Source organism: Anaerohalosphaeraceae bacterium (assembly GCA_037479115.1).
Taxonomy (GTDB): domain Bacteria; phylum Planctomycetota; class Phycisphaerae; order Sedimentisphaerales; family Anaerohalosphaeraceae; genus JAHDQI01.
Genome location: JBBFLK010000016.1, coordinates 1 through 22,752 on the forward strand (window position 1 = coordinate 1; position 22,752 = coordinate 22,752).

General features: G+C 53.0%; 22 protein-coding genes. 5 read left to right on the forward strand and 17 right to left on the reverse strand.

Going from position 1 to position 22,752, the window contains the following annotated elements; translation table 11 throughout:
• Positions 1-439, forward strand: a 439-nt coding sequence (locus WHS88_08620; GenBank protein MEJ5260237.1) for a hypothetical protein, incomplete at its 5' end; no start/stop codon positions are given.
• Here the strand turns inward: WHS88_08620 and WHS88_08625 are convergent.
• Positions 436-1,332 (reverse strand): glycosyltransferase family A protein, encoded by an 897-nt coding sequence (locus WHS88_08625; protein ID MEJ5260238.1) that lies wholly within the window; start codon positions 1,330-1,332, stop codon positions 436-438. The genes WHS88_08620 and WHS88_08625 overlap by 4 nt on opposite strands.
• Positions 1,333-1,405: 73 nt before the next feature.
• Here WHS88_08625 and WHS88_08630 point away from each other — a divergent pair, with 73 nt between their 5' ends.
• Positions 1,406-2,782 carry a lipopolysaccharide kinase InaA family protein gene (locus WHS88_08630; GenBank protein ID MEJ5260239.1) on the forward strand — a complete coding sequence of 459 codons (1,377 nt, stop codon included), beginning with the start codon at positions 1,406-1,408 and terminating at the stop codon, positions 2,780-2,782.
• On the opposite strand, the gene WHS88_08635 is transcribed toward WHS88_08630, so the two are convergent.
• The 15 genes from WHS88_08635 to trpS form a co-directional block, all read right to left on the reverse strand.
• Positions 2,763-3,749 carry a glycosyltransferase gene (locus tag WHS88_08635; GenBank protein MEJ5260240.1) on the reverse strand — a complete coding sequence of 329 codons (987 nt, stop codon included), beginning with the start codon at positions 3,747-3,749 and terminating at the stop codon, positions 2,763-2,765. The genes WHS88_08630 and WHS88_08635 overlap by 20 nt on opposite strands.
• Positions 3,750-3,780: 31 nt before the next feature.
• Entirely contained in the window at positions 3,781-4,680 is a 900-nt protein-coding gene (locus tag WHS88_08640; protein MEJ5260241.1) for a hypothetical protein, read from the reverse strand.
• Positions 4,681-4,752: 72 nt separating this feature from the next.
• Positions 4,753-5,193, reverse strand: coding sequence for a glycosyltransferase (locus WHS88_08645; GenBank protein ID MEJ5260242.1), 441 nt, complete (start codon positions 5,191-5,193; stop codon positions 4,753-4,755).
• Between the two features lie 621 nt (positions 5,194-5,814).
• A complete protein-coding gene (locus tag WHS88_08650; GenBank protein MEJ5260243.1) occupies positions 5,815-6,555 on the reverse strand; it encodes a glycosyltransferase in 741 nt (246 codons plus the stop codon).
• Between the two features lie 312 nt (positions 6,556-6,867).
• Complete coding sequence (locus WHS88_08655) at positions 6,868-7,530, reverse strand: FkbM family methyltransferase (GenBank protein MEJ5260244.1); 663 nt, start codon at positions 7,528-7,530, stop codon at positions 6,868-6,870.
• A 168-nt stretch (positions 7,531-7,698) separates the two neighbouring features.
• Entirely contained in the window at positions 7,699-8,514 is an 816-nt protein-coding gene (locus tag WHS88_08660; GenBank protein MEJ5260245.1) for a glycosyltransferase, read from the reverse strand.
• A complete protein-coding gene (locus WHS88_08665) occupies positions 8,511-10,685 on the reverse strand; it encodes an ABC transporter ATP-binding protein (protein MEJ5260246.1) in 2,175 nt (724 codons plus the stop codon). The genes WHS88_08660 and WHS88_08665 overlap by 4 nt, the downstream gene beginning before the upstream one ends.
• A gap of 73 nt (positions 10,686-10,758) precedes the next feature.
• Positions 10,759-11,772, reverse strand: coding sequence for a dTDP-glucose 4,6-dehydratase (gene rfbB, locus WHS88_08670; GenBank protein ID MEJ5260247.1), 1,014 nt, complete (start codon positions 11,770-11,772; stop codon positions 10,759-10,761).
• A complete protein-coding gene (gene rfbD / locus WHS88_08675) occupies positions 11,769-12,620 on the reverse strand; it encodes a dTDP-4-dehydrorhamnose reductase (GenBank protein ID MEJ5260248.1) in 852 nt (283 codons plus the stop codon). Before rfbD ends, rfbB begins: the two co-directional genes overlap by 4 nt.
• A 3-nt stretch (positions 12,621-12,623) precedes the next feature.
• The gene (gene rfbC, locus WHS88_08680) at positions 12,624-13,181 is read right to left on the reverse strand and encodes a dTDP-4-dehydrorhamnose 3,5-epimerase (GenBank protein ID MEJ5260249.1); all 558 of its coding nucleotides are present in this window, start codon (positions 13,179-13,181) and stop codon (positions 12,624-12,626) included.
• A complete protein-coding gene (rfbA, locus tag WHS88_08685; protein MEJ5260250.1) occupies positions 13,181-14,062 on the reverse strand; it encodes a glucose-1-phosphate thymidylyltransferase RfbA in 882 nt (293 codons plus the stop codon). The genes rfbC and rfbA overlap by 1 nt, the downstream gene beginning before the upstream one ends.
• A 121-nt stretch (positions 14,063-14,183) precedes the next feature.
• Entirely contained in the window at positions 14,184-14,510 is a 327-nt protein-coding gene (trxA, locus tag WHS88_08690; protein MEJ5260251.1) for a thioredoxin, read from the reverse strand.
• An 88-nt stretch (positions 14,511-14,598) separates the two neighbouring features.
• Entirely contained in the window at positions 14,599-15,645 is a 1,047-nt protein-coding gene (locus WHS88_08695) for a segregation/condensation protein A (GenBank protein ID MEJ5260252.1), read from the reverse strand.
• Complete coding sequence (locus tag WHS88_08700) at positions 15,642-15,917, reverse strand: DUF2007 domain-containing protein (GenBank protein MEJ5260253.1); 276 nt, start codon at positions 15,915-15,917, stop codon at positions 15,642-15,644. Before WHS88_08700 ends, WHS88_08695 begins: the two co-directional genes overlap by 4 nt.
• A complete protein-coding gene (gene trpS, locus WHS88_08705) occupies positions 15,914-16,885 on the reverse strand; it encodes a tryptophan--tRNA ligase (protein MEJ5260254.1) in 972 nt (323 codons plus the stop codon). The genes WHS88_08700 and trpS overlap by 4 nt, the downstream gene beginning before the upstream one ends.
• 176 nt (positions 16,886-17,061) lie before the next feature.
• Between trpS and WHS88_08710 the strand changes: the two genes are divergently transcribed.
• The 3 genes from WHS88_08710 (at position 17,062) to WHS88_08720 (ending at position 21,508) form a co-directional block, all read left to right on the forward strand.
• Complete coding sequence (locus WHS88_08710) at positions 17,062-17,871, forward strand: hypothetical protein (GenBank protein MEJ5260255.1); 810 nt, start codon at positions 17,062-17,064, stop codon at positions 17,869-17,871.
• 196 nt (positions 17,872-18,067) lie between these two features.
• Positions 18,068-20,050 (forward strand): acetate--CoA ligase, encoded by a 1,983-nt coding sequence (gene acs, locus WHS88_08715; GenBank protein ID MEJ5260256.1) that lies wholly within the window; start codon positions 18,068-18,070, stop codon positions 20,048-20,050.
• Between the two features lie 78 nt (positions 20,051-20,128).
• Positions 20,129-21,508 (forward strand): OFA family MFS transporter, encoded by a 1,380-nt coding sequence (locus tag WHS88_08720; protein ID MEJ5260257.1) that lies wholly within the window; start codon positions 20,129-20,131, stop codon positions 21,506-21,508.
• A gap of 51 nt (positions 21,509-21,559) precedes the next feature.
• On the opposite strand, the gene WHS88_08725 is transcribed toward WHS88_08720, so the two are convergent.
• The gene (locus WHS88_08725; protein ID MEJ5260258.1) at positions 21,560-22,696 is read right to left on the reverse strand and encodes an acetoin utilization protein AcuC; all 1,137 of its coding nucleotides are present in this window, start codon (positions 22,694-22,696) and stop codon (positions 21,560-21,562) included.
• Positions 22,697-22,752: the final 56 nt, after the last annotated feature.

Below are 22,752 nucleotides of genomic sequence, written 5' to 3' on the forward strand. Positions count from 1 at the left end.
ACTAGATACACAGAATTACTTCAATGGAATTCTCAATTCCGGCGTCCTTTTCTTCCGCCGTTATCCGAAGCTGCTTCTGGGCCGATGGATGCAGAAATGTGCAGCCGGCGGCCATACCGACCAAAGCGCTCTGGCAGAGATTCTTTCCGAAACCATTAACTGGAGAAAACCTCGGCAAATTCAGGTTTGGCACGGGTTCTCCGTTCGACTGCTGCCGGTAGAAATCTACAACGATTATCACTTAAAAACTGGAAAAATTTTCCACTTCAAAGGCCTGCGGCACAGCAAGGAAATCTATCCGCAACTGCTTCAAGCCATGCAGGCAGGCAGGAATGTCTGGCGAGAATATGAATCCTTGAAAAATCGACTGCCACAAGAAGAAAAACAGGTATCGACAATCATCGCCGTAAATCTGCTTGTACAGCCGGAAACCCTCTAAAAAAGACCAGCCAGAAAACGGCTAAATCGAAGACGTCCCAGCATAACAGACAAAAAAGACCATTTGTTATACTGAAGCGCCTTTTGCAAACATCGGCGTCCTTCCGCTTCCCTGCCCTCCTGCAGGAGCTTAAAGCCGGTCTTTCGATACTTCTTTGATAAAATCCGCATGGCCTGCCTGCGGGGAATCCAGTCAGCCCCACCGTATTCAAAATAAAACCGCTCCGGCACCTTCAGATTGTCCAGATGAACCTTCCCTTTCCCGTCTTGTCGGCTCAAACTCTCTGTCTGTATGCGCCGAATCACAAATGTTTGCGGGACAAACAAAAACGGGGTTCGAGTGGATAACCGCAGGAAAAAGTCCTGGTCCTCCGCCAGCTCCAGCGTCTCATCAAAAAAGAACCCATCCAGCAGTTCCCGGCGAATTAGACTGGCCTGGCAATACACAAAAAAACGGGAAAACAAAGGCCCCACAATCCAGCCGGTACAGGCATATTTGTCATTCATTCGCTCCTGACGGCTGCCGTCCGGATGCTCCATCGTCACGGAAGCATATCCAACTCCATATTCCCGTGCCCTTTCCAGCGACGAAACCATCGTTTCCAGATAGTCCGGCATGTACAAATCATCCGAATCCAGAAAAGCAATATATTCCCCCTCTGCCTTTCGTAAGCCCAGATTCCTTGCCGAAGAAACGCCGCCGTTTTCCTTCCAAAAATAGCGTATTCGACCGTCCTTTATAGAAGAAATCTCCTGGGCCGTTCCATCTGTCGAGCCGTCATCAATCACCAGAATTTCAAAGTCCCGGAAAGTTTGACGACAGACACTCTCAACGGCCTCCCGCAGGAGCATTCTGCGGTTATACGCAGGAATGATAACACTAACCTTCGGCATTTTTTCGATATCCTCCCAAACAATTCTATGATATATTTAAGATTTGGAAGAAACAACAGTTAAGTACACGAACATGACGAATACGCCGTTGGAAATTGCGATTACAGACCCGAAAACCGGGCATACAGCCGTCGTCCGGTGCACGGCCCTTTTGCGCCGCTTGAGCGGTGTGCGCTATACGTATGAAGGTTTCTGGGAGACTCGGCCGGTCATTGTCAAAATCTTTACCAGCCCCCTGCGAGGTTTCCTTCATTTCCGACGCGAAACACAAGGACTCTCTCGGCTGGCCGAACGCGGCATCCCCAGCCCCGCTCTGCTGCATTCCGGAAAAGACCCCGCCGGCCGATGGACCCTGGTTCTCGAGAAAATCACACCGGCGAAGGATTTGGCCAACCTGCTCGAAAAAACAGAGGACCCGCAGCAGAAAGCCGAGCTCTGCCTGAAATGGCTCGATTTTATCGCCTTAATGCATCAAAAAGGTGTCCTTCAAAAAGACCTCCATCCGGGCAACTTTCTCTGGGACGGCAGCCGCCTTTATGCCCTGGACCCCGGCACAATCCGTTTCCGCCGCTCTCCTATCTCCGCTGAGCAGGGCCTTCGACAGCTGGCCGGCATGCTCTGCACAATCCCCCCTGCTGTCCGGGAAAATCCCCAGCCGCTGCTGGAACACTATGGCCGAATCCGGGGTTGGAAACCGACGGACGAAATGCTCGCCCGGTTCGAAAAGTACATCGCTCAGCGACAGCGGCGGCTCCTTCGCCAAACCCTTAAAAAAACTTTGCGCAACAGCAAACGGTATTTCTCCCTGCAGGAAGGCTCGGTCCGGGGCATGTTTACCCGTCAGGATTGGACGGAGGAAACCGCCCGGCAGTTCATCCGACAAATCGACTCGCTAATGGAGGCCGGGCAGATTCTCAAACGCGGCAATACCTGCTTTGTCAGCCGTGTGCAGTTCGGCTCGCTGGACATTGCCGTCAAACGCTACAACTACAAGGGCTTCTGGCACTCGCTGCGGCATACCCTCAAGGGCTCCCGCGCCCGAAAATGCTGGCTGGCCGCTCACCAACTGCTGCACTGCGGCATCCCCACCCCGCGCCCTTTGGCTTGTATCATACAAAGACAAAAGGGATTGCTCCTGCAATCTTATTTTCTATCAGAGTTTCTTTCAGGCAGCAATCTGGATGAATTCCTCAAATCCTCGGCCGCTTCCCAAGAAAAAGAAAAAATTCTAAATCGGACAAAAAAGATTATTTTCTCTTTGGCTGACAACAGTCTGGCCCATTATGATCTGAAACTGAGCAATATTCGCATCTCCAATGGTCAGCCGGTTCTGATTGATCTGGATGCACTTCGCCCGCAACTGCTTTGGCGGAAGAAAGGCAGCATCCAAAAAAAAATGGAAGCGGCCTTTGGCAAACGACTGGAACAATTCATCCACGCAGCGCATTGAAAACAATGCGGCAGAAGCGTTCACCAATAACATGCTGATCATATTGCTTCACATAATCCTTTGCCTTTCGCCCTAAATCCTTCCGAAGCTGCTCGTCATGAATCAGTTGATGAACGTATTGACACCACTGTTCGAGAGTCGAAGCGGAAAATCCGGCCCCGCTTTCCTCAATGAAGTCACGATTAACTCCTACCGGCGAAGCAATCACAGGCAGCCCAGCCGCAAAATACTGAAGAATCTTAAAACCGCATTTCCCCCGCGTGAAACGATTATCCGGCAGCGGAGCCAGCCCGATGTCACACTCCTGAAGCCGTTGGGTCTGCGTATCCAAAGTCCACACAACCCATTCTACCGGCAAATGCTGTAAGCCCAAAAACCGGTCTGCAATAATTCTCAGAACGGCAGAAGGGTTTCCCTGCCCAATTGTCTCCAGAGCCGGTTTTATCTCTTCCAAATAGTGAAGCGTGCTGCGGCTGCCGATCCAGACCAGGCGGATTTTTCCATCTTGCGGTTTCTTAATTTGCGACGCATAAGCCCTCCCATCCAGACCGGTAGGGAGAATATGAACATTTTTGCAAAAAGATCTTGCATGCTCCGCCAGATAAGAATTGCCGGCAATCACACAGTCCGCCATCTTCACCGTTCGCCGAAATCGACGAAAATGGCTGGTCCAATTCCTGTCGGGTTGTCCAGGATTATACATTACCGCATCATCAAAATCATATAGAATGCACCGCGCGGTCTTTCGCAGAATCCGAGCATCGAGCATATTAAGCGTCTTTTTATGAATCAGGACTGCATCAAACCGCCCGGCCTCCCGAAACAGCCGCCAACGCTGCCGATAGGATGCAGGAATCCGCTCAACCCGACAAGTCACGCCGCAGCCAGCCAGCCGCTCCAGATACACCCCAATCCGCTCCCGATAACTGGCCCGCTCCGGATTGTTCGATAGAACGAGAAGCTTCACATTCAATACTCTGTCCTCACAGGAAGTGTGATTATCCAATAGATACCGGGTTGCCGTCAACCGGCTCGTTCTTGAAGATTGTTAATCCTCGCTCATAATCAAAAAAGACACCTATTTTGTTCAAATAATCCGCAACAGAAGGATGATTATAAATCTCCCTTTGAGTCTTCTCATCGAGCTCTTTCTTCCATCTCTGGTCAAAATACAGCTCGCCGTCCTGCGGCGGCTTCAGATAGTCTTTCTTTACACTGCCGTGATGAGAAAAATTCCAGTACTCCTTCTGCAACGGCTCATGTTCATATCCCAGCCATCCCATCAACTCTCCCAGCACTTCATCCGCTTTCATTACCAAATCATGATAGGTAACAAGCCGGAAATCCAGCCGGTTTCGTTCAAGAAAGTCCGTAATCTGCTGATTTTGATAAAGCCAATGCCAAAAGCAGGCCCGGCTTTCTCCTCCGGTCAATATCTCCCAGGCATGCCTCCAGCATCGCCGTGCTGTTTTCAGCCGACGTCGGAATTTGTCCCCCGGTTCAAAACTGAGCTTCCATCGGCGAACCAGAGCCCGCGGGTCCCGAATCAAATGAATATACTTCATCGTATATCCGGGCATCCCCGAAAACCGACTCGCCCACTGAACCTTTTTGGAATTATCAACCACCGTGGAAACCAAAGGATAGGAACGGGACAGATTGTCAAAAATGATGTCATAAAATTTTTCGGCCGGGCGGCCTCGAATCCCTGCAAGTACCGGACAGAGTTCCTCCGAAGCACACATGGAACACACTCGATGCCTTGTATCTTTCCGACGAAAATGATGCAGCTCTCCAACAGACCTGCATCGGCTGTGAGACCCCAGCTGCAAAGCCAGAAGATGCGAGCCCGCATAGTTGGTAGACAAGATATAAACAATCTGTCTTTGAACCGTCATTCGCTTTTTTAGCTCCTTGTTTTTTTCAAAGGCCTAAACAAATCTGCTCAGGCTGGAAAACATTCTATTCGCTCAAAGAATGACTTTCCAGGGAGCATTGTAATCGCCCGTCCTGATCAAGTCCATCAAATGCTGGGCCATCCTGGTACAGTTGAATTCCCGGTGAGCGTGTTCCATTCCTGCACGCGCAATCCGCTCCCGCTCCTCTTCATGAGCCAAATACCACTCCGCCAGCTCAAAGAACTCCTCCGCCGTATCAAAATACCGCAGATGTTTTCCATCCTGAAAAAGAAGGTCGGAATCCGGCACTCGTTTGGCCAGCGTGAACGTCCCGCAGGAAATGCAATTTACCAGCCGGTCCGAATGATAGAGAGGTATATCATCAACAACATTAATACTCAGGGCAACCTTGGCAGCACTAACAGCCTGGAAGACCTCAATGCCATCCAGGGTAGGAAACCCAAAGCACCCGTACAAACGAACCCCTTTCCTGTTTCTCAGACGTTCCAGCAAAAGCTGTCTTTCCTTATCCGTTTCGGCCAAAAACCGGTTGTGGCCTTCTGAACCTGTAAAAATAATATCAGACTTCCATTTCTCCTCTACATTGGGATAGGGCCTCTGGATATCGGGATCGCAGGGACAAGGAAGAAAAGCACATCGCGGAACACCTTCCTTTTTAAATCTTTGCATCCACAAACCGGCATTTGTTACAATTGCCAGGTCCAGCATTTTGAGGATTTCAAACCATCTCGGTGGGGAATCAGAAGGATAAATGTCTGTATCCCGTCCAACTAAAAAAGCGTAGGGAGCTGCCTTTCGAATCTCATGAATCATCTCTATATTAAAGTATTTCATGACACACAGGATCAGGATATCCGGATGATATCGTCGAATCTGCTCCAGCATAACCTCAAAGGCCTTCGCTTTTTCTGATCGTTGTTTCAGAATAGGTATCGGCCACATACACTTCTGTTCTGCAATATCCCAGAAGCTAAACGGCTGGACATCGTGTCCGAGACGGAGCAGTCCCTTAACCCATCGACGCCGTTCGAGCCGAATGGACTTGGGAGAATCATTTTTAAAATCTGCAACTAAGAAAATCCGTTTGCTGTCATTCAACATCCTGATTTCCCTTTAAAGAACATATTTCCAGGGAGCAGAATAACTGCCTGTCTCAACCAAATCGAGCACCCGCTGGGCCATCAACGTGCAATTCATCTGACTATGGGCCTTCTCCATACCTGCCTGCGAGATAGCGCGTCGTTCGCTTTCATGCTGAAGGTACCAGGCCGCTAAATCAAAAAACTCATCCGCGCTATGAAAATACCTCATTTCGCGCCGATCCTCAAAAAGCAGGTTCGAATCAGGAACCCACTTGGCCAGCGTAAAAGCCCCGCAGGCAAGACAGTTAGTAAAACGATCAGAGTGATAAAGCCGCTGAGTATTATCGGCATTGATGCTTAAGGCAATTTTGGTGTTCGAAATCACCCGAAAAGCATCAAGACCTTCTATGCGTCCATGCCCCAGCCCGCCGCCATACACACGTGCAGAGGACATCTGGGACAACCGTTTCAAGATGGCGGTTCGTTCCGGATCCGTGGTATGTATCGGATGTTCCGAACGGCCGATGAAAAGAATATCGGTCTGTAAATGCGGGTCGGTTTCATAAGGATGCTGAATATCGGGATCACAGGGACACGGCATAAAGGCACAGACTGGCACGCCGGCTTTTTTATAGTCCTGAAGCCACGAACCTGCATTCGTCGCAAGGACAATATCCATTTTGCGGGCGATTCGCATTCGTTCCTTATTTTGTGCCGGATTCCAATCATTATCTCGTCCAAGAAAGACCGTATGTTTCAGCGCATTTCTCAAAAAATCCAAACACTCCGGGCTGATATCCCTCATATTGAGAATCAACACCATCTGGGGCCGATAGGATTCGGCAATCTGAATCAGAGATTCTTCTGTTTTCCTTCTCCCAAACAGAAGAGCATATTTTCTTTTATGAAAAGGAGTAAAATGATGAATGATATTTCGATAACTGAAACTCTGAACATCACAGCCGGCCCGTACGAAACCCTTAATCCAATGCCTCCTCTCTATCCGAAGAGATTCGGGCAAATGCAGCTTAAAATCACCGATAATCAGAATTCGTTTGGCCCAAGCCATTCAATTTTCTACCCCTTATGCAAGAAATAATACATCTTCCGTCGAAGAAATTTCAGCCAGATCCAAACGATGAGTTCCAAAGACACAGTAGGGTTGATAGCCGAAGGATGCCATATATCCCTCAAAGTCAGCCGGCGTAATTCCAAAATGGGCCATCCCGTTTCTCGACACCTCCGCCAGAACCGGAGGCAGGGAATGCTTGTTCTGCGCAAAATATTCCGAACACCCTCTTAGAACAGCCCATTCATATCCTTCTGTATCAATTTTAATCATCGAAGGGAAATTCTTGTTCCTATTTAAATAAGAATCCAGCCGCTCCTTCTTCACCTGTATCCTGGTTTCAACCTTATCCGGATCGATAAAATCTGCCAGCATCGAAGAGCCTCCCGGGTTAGAGCGATGAACATACATTGGTACGGCTTCTTCGAATGAATCCCCCAAAGCCGTATCGTTTAAAAAAAAGGGGTAGGAAGGATTCAACTCCTTCAGTCTCTTCAACAAGGCAAAATACTGCGGAACAGGTTCAAAACAATGAACAGCCCCATCTGGACCGACAATATCCGCTGCCACTGCAGATATGAAACCGAAATTCGCCCCTACATCGATAAACACTCCTTGTTTAGGAAGAAATTTCCGAATCGACTCCTGAATATGAAACTCGTAGGTTCTATCAAACATTTTTCGTTAGCGAGGCGTGTTGTGAAATTCGAAACAAATCTTCCCGACAGTTCCCTGAAATGTCTCAGCAGGATACGAAAGGTGTTGGGCCCTCCATTTTCTCCACTTCTTTTTAAAATAAAAAAGCGGATGTTTCCGTTTCCAGTTCTCTTCCATAACATAAACTCCTCAAAAATCCAAAGAATCCTCTGAAAGAATAGAACGAATCAGCTCAGAGCCCATGATTGCATTTATACGCGTTTGAATCTTTTTGATTGTCCGCCTTCGGAGATGATACTGCTCCGCATTCAGCACCTGCGTTGCGTGGGCCAGATGGAACACGTATTGCTTCAGTACCCGGTCCGGGATGCGGACTGTCTTGTACCCACGGTCCTCCAGCTCAAAATACAGCTTCTGCCCCACTGTCAGTCCCTTGTCCCGGTCCATCAGAAATGTCAGTCCCTCTTTTTTCAAAATCTCCGTCCGGTACGCACAGCAGACCGTTCGATTGTAATAGCGGTACCGCCCCAGCGGGTCCGGCACCCGAAACAGTTTTCGAAAGAAGGTTTTGTAATCGGTCGCCTTCTTCAGCCAGACTCGCCAGGTCTCCTCCAGCTCCGCCTTCCCACCGCCGACACAGGCCATCTTCGGCTCATCCCGAAACGGCTCCAGCAGCATCTCCAGCCACCCCTCCCGATGCACCACCGTATCCGAATGCAGCGACACAAAAAACTCCGTCCGGCACTCCTGCAGGGCCCAATCCAGTGCCGCCGCATGAGCATACCCGCCGCTGGCATCATTTGCCGGGTCCTTTCGCTCCATCAGCCGAATCCACTTAAGCGACTTTAAATACTCCAGCGACTCATCCTGCGAATTGTTATCCACCACGACCACCTCATACGGACCGCGGGTATATCTGCGGATACTCCGCAGACACAGACGCGTCAAATCGAGCGTCTTGTAGTTGACCACACAAATTGTTGCGATTCCGTTCGTCCGGCTCATTGTCCCTGCGGCACAATCAGCTGTGTTTCATACAGATTTTTATAAACCTGGCAGGTCCGAATCAAGTCCTCGTGCCGGCCCTGCCCCGCAATCCGTCCTTTGTCGAGCACCACAATCCGGTCGGCGGAAATCACCGTGCTGAACCGATGGGCAATCAGAAAACACGTCCGGCCTTTCAGCAGCGTCTGCAGGGCCGCGTGAATCTTCGCTTCGCTGTCGGCATCAATCTGGCTCATCGCCTCATCAAAAATCAGAATCGCCGGATTCTTCAAAATCGCCCGGGCAATCACAATCCGCTGCATCTGCCCGCCGCTGAACCCGCTGCTGTGCTCGCCGATAATGGTATCATAACCCTCCGGCAGCGGCTCAATAAATTCATGCGCATAGGCCCGACGCGCCGCCTCCATCACCTCTTCGCGGCTTGCCCCCGGTTTGCCGTAGGCGATATTGTTGGCAATCGTATCCCGAAACGTCACAATATCCTGCGTCACCAGCCCAATCTGGCCCCGCAGACTCCGCAGCGTCGCCCGGCGGATATCTTTGCCGTCTATCAAAATCCGCCCGCTGTCCGGGTCGTAAAACCGGGCAATCAGATTCACCAGCGTCGATTTGCCCGAACCGTTGGGCCCCACAATCGCCACCGTCTGCCCCGCCGGCACCTCCAGCGTAATCCCGTTCAGCGCCGGCAGTGCAGCCCCAGGATAGGTAAAGCGAATATCTTCAAAAACCATCTTCTCCCGCAACGGCGCCAAATCAAAGGCATCGGGCTCTTCCTTTTCCAGCGGCTCATCCAGCACCGCAAAGACCCGCTCAGCCGCCGCATTCGCCCGCTGCACCTCATTCCAGACATCACTGACCTTGCGAACCGACTCCGCCGCCATCCCCAGAAAAAGAAGAAGACCGAAAAAGGACGGCTCATCGAGCCCCTCTCGCCGCTGAACCGTCCAGGCCGCCCCCAGCAGCAGAGCCGCCGAACCGGCAAACATCCCCAAGACATCCATCAGCGGGTTGGTCATCGCCTCCACCCGGGCAATCCGAATCAGCTGTTTGAGCAGGGATTGGTTGGTTCTTTCATAGAGCCCAATCTCATGGTCCTGGCGGTTGTACACCTTGACCACCCGCACTCCCCGCATCGCTTCCTGAATCCGTCCGAGCAGCTGAGCCGAAATGGCCAGCGATTTCTTCGTGGCCTTTTTAATTTTGCGGCCGAGTACCACAAAAAGCCCCAAAACCAGCGGCGCCGCCGTCAGAAAGATAGCCGTCAGTTTCCAATTAATCCAAAACGCCGCTCCAATACAGCCTGCCGCCGTCAGCGGCTCCCGAAGGGTCTTGCCCAGCAGCACCTTGATGCCCCGGCAGCTCTGCGCAACATCATTAAAAATCCGGCTGGTCGTATCGCTTGTTCCCCGACTGCTGAAAAAGCCGACCGGCATATACATCGCATGCGCAAACACACGCTCCCGCAGCCGTGTATTGGCAACCAGCACAACCTTCTCTGCCAGAAAATGCTGGTAAAAGCGGGCCGTACATCGAAAAATCGTAATCACAATCATCCCGATAATAATCACGCCGATGGCCTGCAGCTTCGTTTCCCGGGTTTCTTCACGAGGCAGAAAACTCACAGGCCATTGCGCCCAATCCGCCAGACGCGGCTTTTCCGGCGCCGTAACCTCCACCGTCTTGACCACAGGAACCAAATCCGCAATCGAAACCACCTGCAGGGTCAGCAGCTGTCCGGCGGGACAGGTTGCCAGTGCCTCGAGCATCTTGCCGGAAAACACCGGCTGTCCCTCCGAAGAAAGATAAGGACTGACCCCGACAATCCGGTCCTGCGGATGCAGACCGTGTTCTTTCGCCCATGATTTCGACCGAACATGAGTTATCAGCAAATAATGAAGAAAGGATTCTCCATCCTCCGCCAGAAAATCCATTCGGTCCGGGACATAAAAATCCAGCCCGTACCGCCAGTTGCAGATTTTTCGGTCCACCCAGCCGTGAAGACCCTCCTGGCCCATCATCACCTTCAAAAGCGGAATCACCGTCGCAAAACTAACAGAGATGGTCAACGCAAGAATCACAGACCAAATGACCAGCTTTATCAGCTGAGGCCACTGCGGCCAGACATCTTCCCAGACACGCCAAAAAGCAGATAATCCTTTTGTCTCCGACATTCATTTCTCCAGAAACGAACAAAGCAGGCAGATTAACACAGGGATGAGGGCTGGTCAAGAACTCAAAATAGACTTAACGGTTCGAGTACATCCGTTTATAGTACTCCTGATATTGACCGGAAACCACATGATTGAGCCACTCGGAATGCTCCAGATACCAGCGTATCGTTCGAGACAGCCCTTCTTCAAACGACACCGAAGGCCTCCAATTCAGCTCCGCTGTAATCCGACTCGAATCAATCGCATACCGCCGGTCATGGCCCGGCCGGTCTTTCACAAAAGTAATCAGCGATTCGGGCTTTCCGAGTGTCTTTAAAATCAGACGTACTACATCAAGATTATGCTTTTCGTTGTTGCCGCCGATATTGTAAACCCGTCCCGGCTGGGCCTCCGTCAAGACTTTCCAAACCGCCGTACAATGGTCATACACATACAGCCAATCCCGGATATGCATTCCGTCCCCGTACACCGGCAGCGGCTTATCCTTCAGCGCATTATGAATCATCAGCGGAATCATCTTTTCCGGGAACTGATACGGCCCGTAATTGTTGGAGCATCGTGTAATATTGTACCGAAGCCCCCAGCTGTGCCCAAACGCCTGAACCAGCATGTCCGCGGAGGCCTTGCTGGCCGAATACGGAGAGTTTGGACTCAGCGGCGTCGTCTCCGTAAACTTCCCTTCCGGCCCCAAAGAACCATACACCTCATCCGTCGAAATCTGGACAAACCGCTCCAGTTTTTTCTCGAGGGCAATCTTCAGGAGAGTCAGTGTGCCCTTGACATTTGTTTCAATGAAAATTCCCGGCTCTTCCAGCGAACGGTCCACATGGCTTTCCGCCGCAAAGTTAATCAGAGCATCAATCTTATAGGTTGATATCAGACTCTCAACCAGGGCCCCGTCACAAATGTCCCCTTTGACAAAGATATGATTCGGATGGTCCCTATAGCCCTCCAGATTCTCCAGATTGCCCGCATAGGTCAGCTTGTCCAGATTCACCACCCGGGTATCCGGATGCTCTTCCAGCACCATTCGTACAAAATTGCTGCCGATAAAGCCGGCGCCGCCGGTTACCAAAATCGTTCTCATAATTGCTCCAGAAATTCTTTGAGCGGATCCTGCCAGGGCCTCATATCTTTGCCCAGTACAGACCGCAGTTTGCGGCAGTCAAACCGGCTGTTCAAAGGCCGTTTGGCCGCCGACGGAAATTCCGATGTCCTGCAGGGTTCTATCGAATTCGAAAGTCCCTTGACCTGACAAATAAAACGGGCCATCTCATAGCGGGACGTATAACCGGAGGCCGCCGCATGAAAAACCCCTTCCGGAAAGACCGGCAGCTTCAGCATCTGAACGAGCACCTCAGCCAGTTCCGAAGTCGCCGTCGGCGACCCGACCTGGTCCTCTACCACCCGCAAGACTGGACGGCTCTTGGCGGCCTCCAGCAGTTTGACCACAAAGTTCGTGCCCGCCCGCCCATAGGTCCACTGAACCCGCACAATGCAAAACCGGCACCCCGAAGAGGCCAGCTGCTTCTCCCCTTCCCACTTGCTTCGTCCGTAGGCGCTGAGGGGATTGGGCGGGTCCGTCTCGACATAAGGCCGCTCCAGCATCCCGTCAAAGACAAAATCCGTGCTGATATGCATTACCGGCACACCGCACGAAGCCGCCAGACGCCCCAGCAGCCCCACCGCCTCGGCATTAATCTGCATCGCCAGCTCCGGCTCCTGCTCCGCCCGTTCCACATTGGTATAAGCGGCACAGTTCACCACAGCCCGACAGCCGTTCATCGCCTCCTTCAAATCCTCTTCGTTCCGGATATCCAGCTCCGGCAGGTCATACCCTCGCACCTCCAGCCCATGCTTCAGACAGCAGGCCGTCAGGTCCGTCCCGAGCATCCCGCGAGCCCCCAAAACCACAATCGGCCCTGCCCCGTTCACCGCTTAAGCCCTTTCATACACAGGCAGACGCGAGGGAGAAATCTGACGCAGGGGCCCGTATCGGCTGTCCTTGGCGGACAGAATCGGCTCCGCAATCGGCCAGGCAATCCCAATCTCCGGGTCATTCCAGCAGACCCCGCCTTCACAGTCCGGCCTATAAAAATCCGTGCATTTATACGAAAACAAAGCCGTCTCACTCAATACGCAAAAACCGTGGGCAAATCCCGGCGGGATATACATCTGCAGGTGATTGTCCGACGACAGCTCCGCACAGACATACCGTCCGAAAGTCGGCGAGCCGACTCGAATATCCACTGCCGCATCAAACACCCGGCCCTGCAGCACCTGAACCAGTTTGCCCTGTCCGTGCGGGTGCTGATAATGCAGCCCCCGAAGCACCCCTCGCTGCGAAAAAGAAACATTATCCTGAACAAACGACGGCAGGCCGAGTTCCGCATACCGTTTCTGCTGCCAGGTCTCCAGAAACCAGCCGCGGGCATCCCCGAATACAGCCGGACGAATCAGCAGCACCTCCGGAATCGATGTCGGCAGAATCTCCATCAGCCGATTTCCTCTATCATCTGCTTGAGATAATCGCCGTAATGATTCTTCTTGAGCGGCTCCGCCAGCCGGAGCACCTGTTCGGCATCAATCCACCCCTGCCGATAGGCGATTTCCTCCGGACAGCAAATCATCAGCCCCTGCCGCTGCTGGACCGTCTGGACAAATACCGACGCCTGAATCATCGCCTCCATCGTACCGGTATCCAGCCAGGCCGTCCCCCGCCCCAGCAGCCGCACCTGAAGCCGATTCTGCTTCAGATACAGATTGTTCAAATCCGTAATCTCCAGTTCCCCCCGCGCTGAGGGCCGAATCTGCGCCGCCAGCTCCGTCACCTGCGAATCGTAAAAATACAGTCCCACCGCCGCATAGTGCGATTTGGGTTTCTGCGGTTTTTCCTCAATCCCGAGCACCCGGCCGTTCCGGTCAAACTCGATCACCCCGTACCGCTCCGGGTCTTTGACCCAATACCCGAAAATCAAAGCGCCCTCTTCCTGCCGGGCCGCCTCCTGCAGCATCTGGGAAAGCCCCTGTCCGTAAAAAATGTTGTCCCCCAGAATCAGACACGCCGGATGGTCCCCCAGAAAATCCCGACCGATTAAAAACGCCTGGGCCAGCCCTTCCGGACGGGGCTGACAGGCATACTCAATCTGAAGACCCCATTGCCGGCCGTCTCCGAGAAGACGTTCGAAAAGAGGCAAATCCGACGGCGTCGAAATCACCAGAATCTCCCGAATCCCCGCCAGCATCAGCGTAGACAGCGGATAGTAAATCATCGGCTTGTCATACACCGGCAGGATTTGTTTGCTGATGGCCTGCGTAATCGGATACAGACGCGTCCCGCTTCCGCCGGCCAAAATAATCCCCTTTCGTCTCATAATCCCTTCCTGTCCCTAATGCGGCTCTCAAAAAAACCGGTTCTTGCTCGAGTTCTCCCGATAACCATCCAAAAAAAACGGGATACAAACCGTATCCCGCAAACAGGGTTTCAATCCGTCAAACCTACAGCAGTTCATCCAGAGCATCGGTGATGGCCTTTTTGCTTGTCAAGCCGACCCACTTTTTCTCCAGATTGCCGTTCTTGAACAAAAGCAGCGTCGGAATGGCTGTAATCCCGTAATCGATGGCCGCCTGCCGCTGCTCGTTCGTATCCACCTTGCAAATCAGAGCCCGACCCGCATATTCGTTCGCAATTTCTTCAATGACAGGGGCCAGCATTCGGCACGGTCCGCACCACGGAGCCCAAAAATCCACCAGAACCGGTTTATCCGTCCCCTGAATCGTGGATTCAAATTCCGCATCCGTCAATTCAATCACATTGCCCGCCATAGACGGTTCCTTTCGGTCAAAACATCGTTTTTTCTCATTTCAGCCGCTGATTCTACCGGCCGAGGATGAACCTGTCAAACAGGAATCGTCAAGAGGCGGAAGAATCCGGACGCTTCTGCCAATCACGGCCGCCGGATGTCTCTGTTTCCGACGGTCTCGAAAAATCGCAAGGCGGCTCAATCTCCTGAATGGGAATTCGCGGACGCTCTCCGGAAGACATCTCGATTTCCGGAAGCTCGATATCCAGGTCCTCTTCTTCCTCCGGCTCCGCCTGAACGGATTGTGAAAAACTTCCTTCCGGTTTCTCCAGAGGGTCCTGCTCCTGAGCCGGTTCTTTCGGTCCGGCAGACTCTTCGGCCTGCCGCACGGACAAAATCGCCTCTCGAACCGCCTCTTCCGCCGGAACCTGGGTCAAGGAGCTCAGCAGAATGGGGCTGCGGCTGTCGGCCTGCTCCGCCCAGACCAGGCGGTTTCGAATCAGCTCCAGCAGCGCCAGGAACAGCCCGATCAGCACCAGGCGGTTGCCGCGCCCTTCAAAAAGGGCCTCCAGCGGTTTCGGGCCCTCCGTCTGAAGACGATGCAGAATCTCTATCTGATACAAATCAATCGGGGTATCGTCCTGAATCCGCTTGAAATCGCCGACCTGACCGGTGGCCTTCAAAATCCGGTCAAAGGCCTCCAAGAGTGTCCAGACGCTCACCTGTTCCAGGTCAATCTGCGGCTCCTGCGATTTCTCCAAAGAAGACAGAATAGAATCCGGACGGGTGAAACGCAGGGAACGCTGCTCACCCGCGGCGGAAAGCAGATTCGCCGCATCCTTATAACGCTTATACTCCAGCAGCTGCCGAATGAGCGTTGAGCGCGGGTCTCCCGCCGCCTCTTCCGCCCCTTCTTCCGTCTCACTCTTGGGCAGCAGCATCGCCGATTTGATTTCCAGCAGCGTGGCGGCCATTACCAGAAACTCCGCCGCCACATCCATATCCAGCTCCTTAAGCATCTCAATATAATGAAGATACTGCTCCGTGATGCGGGCAATCGGAATATCATAGATGTCCAGCTCTTCCTTGCGAACCAGATACAGCAGCAGGTCCAGCGGGCCGGCAAACACATCCAGCTGTACACGGTATTCGCTCACAACACATCCCCCGCATTGTCCTGACCGTCCGCACCGTCCTCGGACCCGTCGTCCAGCGGTGTCCGTTCATTCAAGACAGCGGCCGCCCGTTCTGCATCCGACTCCAAAACCTGCACGCAGACCGTAAACAGATCCGTCGGATACAGCCCCCCCGCCACCGGCTCTCCGAGAATCACGCAGCGAATCCCCGCCTCCTCCAGCGCAATCCGGGCCAGATCGGCCTCCATCGGCTCGGCATACTGGGCCACCGTAACCAGTCTCTCTCGGCTCACAGAATCCCTTTCAATCCAACCGCCCGACGCACCCGGTCCAGCGTTCTGCGGGCCACCGCATCCGCCCGAGCCGCCCCGTCCATCAGAACCTTCTCCACATAATCCGGATTCTGTTCCAGTTCGGCCCGCTTGGCCCGATATGGCCGGAAATATTCAATCAGCAGCTCTGCAATTCTCTTCTTGACCGTCCCGTAGCCCAGTCCGCCCTTCCTGTACCGCTCCTCCCATTCTTTCAGCTCCTCCGTCGAAGCCGCCAGCCGCAGGAGTGCAAACAGATTGCACGTGTCCGGATTCTTCGGCGCCTCCACCGGCGTCGAATCCGTCACAATCCGCATCACCTTCTTCTGGACACTCGACTCCGGCTCAAAGATTTCAATCGTGTTGTTGTAGCTTTTGGACATCTTCCGTCCGTCCAGCCCCGGCACAACCGCCACCGATTCAACAATATAATCCTCCGGAATCACAAAGGTTTCCCCGTAGGTGTTGTTAAATTTGATAGCGATATCACGGGTTACCTCAATATGCTGCTTCTGGTCAGCCCCCACGGGAACCAGCTGGCTGTCAAAAATCAGAATATCCGCCGCCTGAAGCACCGGATACGCAAACAGCCCGTGGTTGGGGCTGATGCCCTGAGCCACCTTATCCTTATAACTCGTGCACCGCTGAAGCAGCCCCATCGGGGTAATGCACGAGAGAATCCATTGCAGCTCCGTCACCGCCGGCACATCCGACTGCCGCCAAAAGACCGTTTTTTCCGGATTCAGCCCCAGCGCCAGATAATCCATCGCCACCTCCAGCGTCCGCTGGCGGAGGGCCTCCGGATTCGGATTGGATGTTAAGGCGTGATAATCCGCAATAAAATAAAACCCTTCGTGTTCCTGCTGGAGGGCCAGATTCTGCCTCATGGCCCCGAAATAATTGCCGATATGAAGTTTTCCTGACGGCTGAATCCCGGATAGTATTCTCACGACGCAAATTCTCCTCTAAATCGGTCCGTAAAAAGTGTACACTACCAAGTCCAACCCCCTCCGTCAAGACTCCTGCATCCTCAGATTTTTTTCACAAACGTCCCATAAACAACCTATTTCTTCGCTTAAAAACGAAAAAAATCTTATATTCTTAACATATTCTTTGCATTTTCTTTGTGTTTTTTTACAATTTAAATGTACAATTTCATAAATGGGGGATAGACGCTATGATTTCTGCATCGTCCATATCCACAATAAGTCAGGGACTAACAGAAGTCTTAAAGGCCTATCGAAATCAGCTGGGGCAAAACGTTGAAAATCGGCAAAAGTCCGATCAATTCAGCACCGTTTCGGACATCCCTTCCTTGCGTGCCGAGCTTGCCCCTGTCAGGCAAGGATTTCTGACACTCCATGAAGCCGTTTCTCTCCTTCAGACTGTTGATGCAAACCTCCAGACGATTGTTGAGAAACTTCCTCGCCTCCTCGAAATTATCAAACAAGCCCAAAGCGGCGAACTTACTCCTGAGCAAATCCAAACGCTTCAGGAAGAATTTGACAAAAAAGCAGGGGAAATCAATCAAGCGGCTCGCACAGCCGAATACAACGGAATTCCTCTGCATCAGCAAAAACAAGCGTATCTCTTCACGGCAGCCGGCAGACAGATTCGCATCCAGCTGGAAGAAATCGATTTCATAGAAGGCGACATCGAAAACCCCCTCTGTGCCAAAGCCCTTCGCACATTTGCAGAATTCATCCGCAATTACAAAAAACGAATTAACGGAACACTCCGGGCCGTTGAGGGGCTTGCCGATTATCTAAACGAACTTATGGAGGAAATTACAAGAAATGGAGCCCTTCTGTCCGATTTAACCGCTGCCAAGAACCTGCTGAATACTCATCTTTCCCAAATTAACAACCTACATATCCCTTCTCTTATACAAAACAATCAATTCACCCAAACCATCCTCTCGCTTCTAAAACTATAAAGACATAAAAAACCAATTATTCTCCACAATTGTGCGATTGTGCGCACTTCTTGTTCTCTCAAACATAGTTTTCTTCACAAGAACGCTTTTTTTTGTTGAAATTTTATCTTCAATGCATAATTTATCTGTCTAAAGTCGATATCCATCGGGCTTCCCGATTAACCGCAACATAATCTTTATGAAAGGGAGAGGTGGTATGACAGACGCAGCATCCAAAGGACTCAAATCATTGCTAACCGAAAACAGGACATTTCCCCCGCCCGCTTCCATTCGGGCAAACGCCTGGGTCAGCAGCATGGAGCAGTATCAGAAAATGTGGGAGCAGTCCATCAAGGAACCCGACAAATTCTGGCTCCAGCAGGCCGAAACGCTCACCTGGTTCAAAAAACCGACAAAGGGCCTTGAATACACCTGGAACACAAAGGCCAGAAAAATTTCTCATACCTGGTTTGCGGATGGACAACTGAACGTCTCTTACAACTGTCTGGACAGACATCTGAACACTCCGGTTGCCAACAAGGTGGCCATCCTCTGGCAGGGCGAAGAAGAAAACGCTGTCAAAAAAATCACCTACAAACAGCTCCACGCGGAAGTCTGCAAATTTGCCAACGTCCTGAAATCCAAAGGCATCCGCAAGGGAGACCGCGTGGCAATTTATATGCCGATGGTGCCCGAATTGGCCATTGTCATGCTTGCCTGCACACGGATTGGCGCCATTCATTCTGTGATTTTCGGCGGATTCAGCGCCGACGCCATCAAAGACCGGGTCAATGACTCCACCTGCAAAATGCTCATCACATCCAATGTGTCTCTTCGCGCCGGCAAGCGTATCCCTCTCAAATCCATTGCCGATGAGGCCCTCGAAAAATGCCCCAGCATCGAGAGCGTCATCGTCGTCAAGGTCAATGAGGACCCCTGCAACATGAAAAGCGGCCGGGATTTCTGGTATCACGACCTGATGGCCAAAGCCGACCCGAACTGTCCCGCCGAACCGATGGACGCCGAAACACCGCTGTTTATTCTCTACACCTCCGGCTCCACCGGAAAACCCAAAGGCGTGGTTCACACGACCGCCGGCTATCTGCTCCATGTGTCCCTCACCCACAAAATCGTCTTCAACATCCACGATGATGATATTTACTGGTGCACCGCCGACATCGGCTGGGTCACCGGCCACAGCTACATTGTCTATGGTCCGCTGGCCAACGGCACCACCAGTCTGATGTTCGAAGGCGTCCCCACCTATCCGGACGCCGGACGGTTCTGGCACATCTGCGACAAATTCGGTGTGACCGTCTTCTACACCGCCCCGACCGCCATCCGCTCGCTGATGCGGCTCGGCGAGGAATGGGTCATGAAATACAAACTCGATACCCTCCGCGTCCTCGGCAGCGTCGGCGAACCCATCAACCCCGAGGCCTGGATTTGGTATTATGAAAAAGTCGGGCGGAAACGCTGCCCCATCGTCGATACCTGGTGGCAGACCGAAACCGGCGGCTTTATGATTACGCCTCTGCCGGGGGCCATGACCCTCAAGCCCGGCAGCGCCTCGCGGCCTTTCTTTGGTGTGGACCCGGTCGTGCTGCGGGATGACGGCACCCAGTGTGCCCCGAACGAAGGCGGCAAACTGTGCATCCGAAAACCCTGGCCCGGAATGATGCGGACCACCTGGGGCGACCACGACCGCTTCATCGACACGTACTTTACGATGTTCGAAAACATGTACTTCACCGGCGACGGCTGCCGAGTCGATGAAGACGGCGATTACTGGCTGATGGGACGCATTGACGACGTCGTCAACGTCTCCGGACATCGTATCGGAACCGCCGAAGTCGAAAGCGCGCTGGTCAGCCATCCAAAGGTGGCCGAAGCCGCCGTCACGCCCATCCCGCACGAAATCAAGGGACAGGGACTCTATGCCTATGTGACGCTCAAAGAAGGCGTGCAGGAAAGCGAAGAACTCAAAAAAGAGCTCATTCAGCACGTCCGCAAGGAGATTGGCCCCATCGCCACACCGGAGGCTATCCAGTTCGCTCCGGCACTGCCAAAGACCCGTTCAGGCAAAATCATGCGGCGAATCCTCCGCAAAATCGCCGAGAAAGACACCAGCAACCTCGGAGATATCTCTACCCTGGCGGACCCGAGCGTCGTCGAAAAACTCATTGCCGGACGAGGGTAAAAAAGAATCCTTCAAAAAAAGCCGGACGTGTTCATCACGCCCGGCTTTTTTTTCAGCAATCTTTCGAAAGGACAGTTTATGTCAGAAACCAAGCACATGAATCGATGGTGGGTTGTCATCGGCGCTCTGATTATTCAAATCAGTCTGGGCGCTGTCTATATCTGGAGCGTTTTTCAGACACCGCTGAAAACCTTCTTCCCAACCTGGTCCGAAACAGCCGTCACGCTGCCGGCTCAAATTGTCCTGGCTATGTTTGCTCTGGCGGTCATTATCGGCGGGCGTATCCAGGACCGCATCGGCCCGCGCAAAGTCGCCACCGCCGGAGGCATCATCCTCGGCACAGGACTCATCCTGGCCCGCTTTACCGAATACTTTGAGCCTTCCTGGTCCCTGCTGTGGCTGATTCTGACCTTCTCCGTCCTGGGCGGCATCGGCATTGGAACCGGGTACGTCTGCCCGATTGCCACCTGCGTCAAATGGTTTCCGGACAAACGAGGCCTTGTCACCGGTCTGGCTGTAGCCGGCTTCGGAGCCGGGGCCTTCTTTTTCGCGCCGCTGGCCAAGGCCCTGATTACCGGCGGGGCTTATCAACTCTTTAATCAGCCCTTGTTCTCCCTGCCCAAAATCGGCGTCTTTAATACCTTTCTGACACTGGGTATCATCTTCCTAACCGCTGTCGTCACCGGCGCCCAGCTGCTGCGCAATCCGCCCGCCGGTTATAAGCCGGCAGGATGGAATCCCCCGCAACCCGCTCAATCCGCTGCACCGAAGGCCGACTATACTCCTTCCGAAATGCTGCGGATGCCCGCCTTTTGGCTGCTCTGGATTACCTATTTTGCCGGCTGCACCGCCGGTCTTCAAATTATCATGAAGGCGTCACCCATTTGGCAGTCCTTCCGAACAGCCGTGATGACTGCTCCGATTCAGGAAGAAGCATTCAATCAGATTGCCGCCGCCGGTGCTACGGCCGTCGCCGTTCTGGCAATTTTTAATTCGCTCGGACGGATTCTCTGGGGAAAAATTTCCGATGCCTTTGGGAGAAAAGGAACGCTGATTACGATGTTTATCCTTTGCGGCGCTGCCATGCTTCTCCTGGACCGGCTTCGGGAATACCCCATCTATTTGGTCGGCGTTTCCCTAATCGGCTTATGTTTCGGCGGTTATCTGGCCCTGTACCCGGCCGTGACGGCGGATTTCTTCGGCACCAAACATTTCGGCGTCAATTACGGCTTTATGTTCACGGCATTCGGTGCCGGCGGAATTGTCGGTCCCTACCTGGCCGCCGCCCTGATGAAGACAGTAAACACCATTTCATACCTGTCCAGAGATTCCAGCGGGGCCGTTGTAGAAAAACTCTTCACCATCGGCAATTACCGCCTCGCCTTTTGGGTCGCCGGCATCGCCTGTCTGGTGGCGGCAGCTGTTATGACGCAGATTAAACCGCCCAAAAAATCTTAGTCGGACTTGACCGATAGCCCTAAGAGCCCGCAGAGAAGCGGGCTCTTTTTTTCAGGCAAGCCCGTGCAGCGGGAAAACGGTGCGGCGCACCGTATCGAGCACCTGTTCCGCCGCCGGCAGCACCGATTCTCTCTGCCAATTTGAGGGAACCAAAACCCGGTCCCGCAACCCCCTGTCATCGTTCCAGTCCGTGCTTTGCAGCATCACGCCGCCCAGCCCCGCCCAGGTTTCATCTGTCTGCTGGCGTCCGCACAACGTCGCCCAAACCAGGGCCCAGGCCCGCACAGTATTCTCCACATGATACCCGCCCCCGCCGACCGCCAGCAATGGCTTGCCAAAGTCCAGCAGAGACTGGACGACCTCGACATACACGTTGTTGGTTAACGAAAAGCCGGCCAGCGGGTCTCCGGCCAGCGTGTCGGCTCCGATTTCCAGCACAATCACATCCGGCCTGTACGCCCCAATCAGCGGAAGAACCCCCTCCCGAAACACCTTCAGATAAGCCTCATCATACATCCCCGGAGGCAGCGGAAAATTCACACTGTACCCGCGTCCATCGCCCTCTCCGATTTCCTCCACAAATCCCGTACCGGGAAATAGTGTCCGGCCGTCCTGATGCGTCGATATCGTCATCACATCCGCCCGGTCATAAAAGGCCGCCTGGACCCCGTCGCAGTGATGCACATCCACATCAAGAAACAGCACCCGCTTGCCCGCCTTCACAAATTCCAGACATCCCAAAACAACATCATTCAAATAACAAAACCCGCCGGCTCGTTCGGCATGGGCATGGTGATACCCCCCGGACGGATTAAAGGCAATTCCGGCTTTCCCTTCTAAAATCAGACGAGCCCCTGTTATCGTCGCCCCCGCCGCCAGGACCGCATAATCATAAACCCCGGCAAAAACCGGACAATCCCCCGTCCCCAGGCCCATCCAAAGCATCGAAGAATCAAACTCTCCCTTGTTTGCCCGCTCCAGTGCATCCAGATAAGCCGACGAATGAAACTGCTCCAAAACAGACCGGTCGGCCTTTTTCGGACTGACTTCGAAGACATCTGGACCGCTCAGCAGCCCCATCGAAACCAGTTTGCGCCGAAGCAGAGACGCACGATAGGTCTTAAACGGACAGGTATCCGGATAGGTGTATGCCTCCAGCTGGGGGCCGTGAATAAACGCTTTTTTCACACGCGACCCTTCCAATGTACCGGGACTATGAAAGGGATAGTATATCCAAAACCCGC